Here is a 3,106-nt window from a genome sequence, read left to right on the forward strand (position 1 = left end):
CGCCGCCCGTGGTTGGCGGTGTGGTGGGGGCCTTGGTCCGGGGGGGGTTGTGTCTTGGGGGGCGGGGGGGGCCGGGGTATGCCGCCCCCGCCGGCTCCGTTCGACGACCCGGCGGTCGCTGTCCGCCGGACCTGGCACCCGGGTTCTATTGATCCAGCGCAACGCGCGCCGGCCGGAATGACCGCAATCTCGATCCGTCGACCCCAACAGGGAAACCCGATCGTGATCCGTTCAGTGGAAGGCGACATCCTGCTCAGCCGCGCCGACGCCATCGTCCACGGCGTCGCCCCCTTCGACCATTTCGCCAGCGGTCTCGCGCTTGCGCTGCGCGAACGCTACCCGACCATGGTCCGGGACTTCCGCCACCATTGCCAGCAGGCGGGGCCGAAGCCGGGCGAGGCCTGGATCTGGGGCGGCGTCGACAAGGACGGCAACGGCGCCCGCATCGTCAGCCTCCTCACCCAGGACCCCTCGAAGGTGACGGGCGGCCTGCCCGGCAAGGCGACGCTGCCCAACGTCAACCACGCCCTCAAGGCGCTGGCCCGCATCGTCGCCGCCGAGAAGCTGACCAGCATTGCCCTGCCGCGTCTGGCGACCGGGGTCGGCGGCCTCGACTGGGCCGACGTCGAGCCCCTGATCGCGAACCATCTCGGCGGGCTCGGCATTCCGGTGATCGTCTACTCGGTCTATCGCAAGGATCAGCGTGCCGACGAAGGGCTGGCATAGCCGGCGTCGCGCCCGCCGGACACCCCGGCCGGTCGGAGCGTCGAATGGCGCGGATGGAGGCTGCATATGAGGATCGTCCTCCCCCTGGCGGCCGCCGCGGCGACGGTCGGCCTCGTCGCTCTCGGTTTCCTGTCCGCCCGGACGGCGGTGACCGCCGTGCGGGCGCCGGACAGCGTCGCGGCCGCCGCCGATGACGCCGCGACGGTCGCGGCGCTCGCCGCCCGCCTCGGCATCGTCGAGGAGCGCCTGCGCCGGCTGGAGGATCTCGCCCGGCCGGCGGCCCCCCCTCCGACCGCGAAGGCTCCGGACGACCAGCCGCGCGACGATCGCCATCTCGTCGCCCTGCTGCACCTGCAGAACGTCGCCCAGTCGGCCCGCCCCTGGCAGCGCGAACTCCAACTCGTGCTCGATCTGGCCGGCCCCGACCGGCTGAACCGTCCGCTGGTCGACGTGCTGCGCGGCCATGCCGCCCAGGGCGTCCCCAGCCGGGCGGAACTGCGCCGGGAATTCCTCGCCATCCGCGCCGCCCTGCTGGCCGAGGCACGGGGCGAATCCGGCATGATCCATGGGCTCCTGCAGAGCGGCCAGTCCGCCGCTGCCGGGCTCGGTCTCGCCGCCCCGCCGCCGCCGGGACGAACAGAGGCCACGGTCGCCGGCATCGCCCGGGGGCTCGATCGCGGCGATCTGGCCGGGGCGCTCCACGACGCGGCCCTGCTCGACGCGCGACTGCAGCCGCGCGTCGCCGTGTGGACCGGCCGGGTGCGCAGCCGCCTCGCCGTCGAACAGGCGATCCAGGAACTGCTGGCGCAGTCCCTCGCCGCCGGGCCGCGGCGATCGTGACCCGACCGCGAGCCGCCGTCCCGCCCGCCCCGACCCGGAGGTCGACCGCCGTGATCCGCTCGCTCCTCGTCCTCGCGGCCGGCGCCGTGGCCGCCAGCATCGGGCTCGCCGGAACCGGATACGCGCAGGGCATGCTGACCCTCCGGGACCGGCTCCTGATCGTGAGTTCGAACTCGACGGTCATGACCGCCACCCAGCTCACGGGCGCGTTCGCCGAACGCTACCAGGGCGTCCAGCGCCCGGACCTGCGGTTCGCCGACACGCGGCCGGCGATGGAGTTCTTCTGTTCCGGGATTGGGCCGGAGACGCCGGACATCGCCATCCTGTCGCGCCGGATGCCGGCGACGATGCGCGAGACCTGCCTGGAAAACGGTGTCCGCGACATCGTCGAGGTCCAGATCGGGCTCGGTGCGATCGTCCTCGCCACCAACCGCGGCGACCCGACGCCGGAACTGACCACGCGCCAGGTGTACGAGGCCGTAGCCGCCGAGCGCACCGTCGGGGAGGGCTTCGAGCCGAACCGCGCCGTGAGCTGGTCGCAGATCGATCCGCACCTGCCCAACATGCCGATCCGGGTCATCGTCCCGGCCGAAGGCAGCAGCACCCGGCGGTTCTTCGAGGACCTGGTGCTGGAGGCGGGCTGCCGCTACGTCCGCGGCATCCGCCTGCTGTTCGAGGCGGCCTACCGCCGCGCGAAGTGCATCACCATGCGCGACGACGGGGCGATCGTCAGTGCGCCCCTGCTCGATGTCGCGGCCGTGCTGCTCGCCTCGCCACCCGGCACCATCGGCGTGGTGCCGCTGACGGACGTGACGGGCAGCGGCGGCAACCTGATCGCGCTCGCGCTCGACGGCGTTCATCCCGACGCCGCCACCGTGTCGTCGCTGGACTACGAACAGACACGGGCCTTCTTCCTCTATGCCAAGCGGCAGCATTCCCGGAACCGGAGCGGGATCGGCGTGGTGCGCGGCATCCACGAGATGCTGGCGGAGGCAACCAGCGAGGCGGCGTTCGGCCCCGGCGGCTATCTCTCGAATGCGGGACTGATCCCGCTGCCGCCGGCCGACCGTCTGGCGCAGCGGCGCATCGCCGAGCGCATGACGCCGATGTCGTCGCGCTGACCCGTCGCGATCGGAGGAGGAACCCCGCGATGCGCATCCTGCCCGTTCTCGCCGCCCTCGCGCTGGCGGCACTGGTGCCCTCGCGGGTCGCCGCCCAGCCGGCGGCGCCGGCTCCGGCCGATGGGGTGGTCGTGGCACCGCTGCAGGAACTGCCCGCGGACGACTGGGTCGGCGACCGGGTCGATCGGCTGTGGAGCGACTTTCTCGACCTGTTCCGCCTCGGCTGGCGGCATTCCCAGTACGCGCGGGGGCATGCCGAGCTCGACCCATCCCATGCCCGCACGCGCGACGATTTCGCGGCCCTGATGGACGTCGCCGGCTACAAGCTCAAGGAGATCGAGAGCCATATCGGCCTCGCGCCCGGCCTGCAGATGACCTTCGGCCAGGTCCGCGAACTGACCGAGGCCGATCGCGAATAC

At 72.7% G+C, this 3,106-nt stretch carries 4 protein-coding genes; all 4 read left to right on the top strand.

Going from position 1 to position 3,106, the window contains the following annotated elements:
* The first annotated feature begins 222 nt into the window (after positions 1 to 222).
* Positions 223 to 726 (top strand): macro domain-containing protein, encoded by a 504-nt coding sequence (locus ACE3Q3_RS23675; RefSeq protein ID WP_374450213.1) that lies wholly within the window; start codon positions 223 to 225, stop codon positions 724 to 726.
* A gap of 66 nt (positions 727 to 792) precedes the next feature.
* Entirely contained in the window at positions 793 to 1,566 is a 774-nt protein-coding gene (locus tag ACE3Q3_RS23680; protein WP_374450215.1) for a hypothetical protein, read from the top strand.
* 50 nt (positions 1,567 to 1,616) lie between these two features.
* Complete coding sequence (locus ACE3Q3_RS23685; RefSeq protein WP_374450216.1) at positions 1,617 to 2,687, top strand: PstS family phosphate ABC transporter substrate-binding protein; 1,071 nt, start codon at positions 1,617 to 1,619, stop codon at positions 2,685 to 2,687.
* Positions 2,688 to 2,716: 29 nt separating this feature from the next.
* The coding region (locus tag ACE3Q3_RS23690) for a hypothetical protein (RefSeq protein ID WP_374450217.1) at positions 2,717 to 3,106 on the top strand (390 nt) is incomplete at its 3' end.

Origin of the sequence: Allostella sp. (assembly GCF_041913585.1) — a bacterium.
GTDB lineage: Bacteria > Pseudomonadota > Alphaproteobacteria > ATCC43930 > Allostellaceae > Allostella.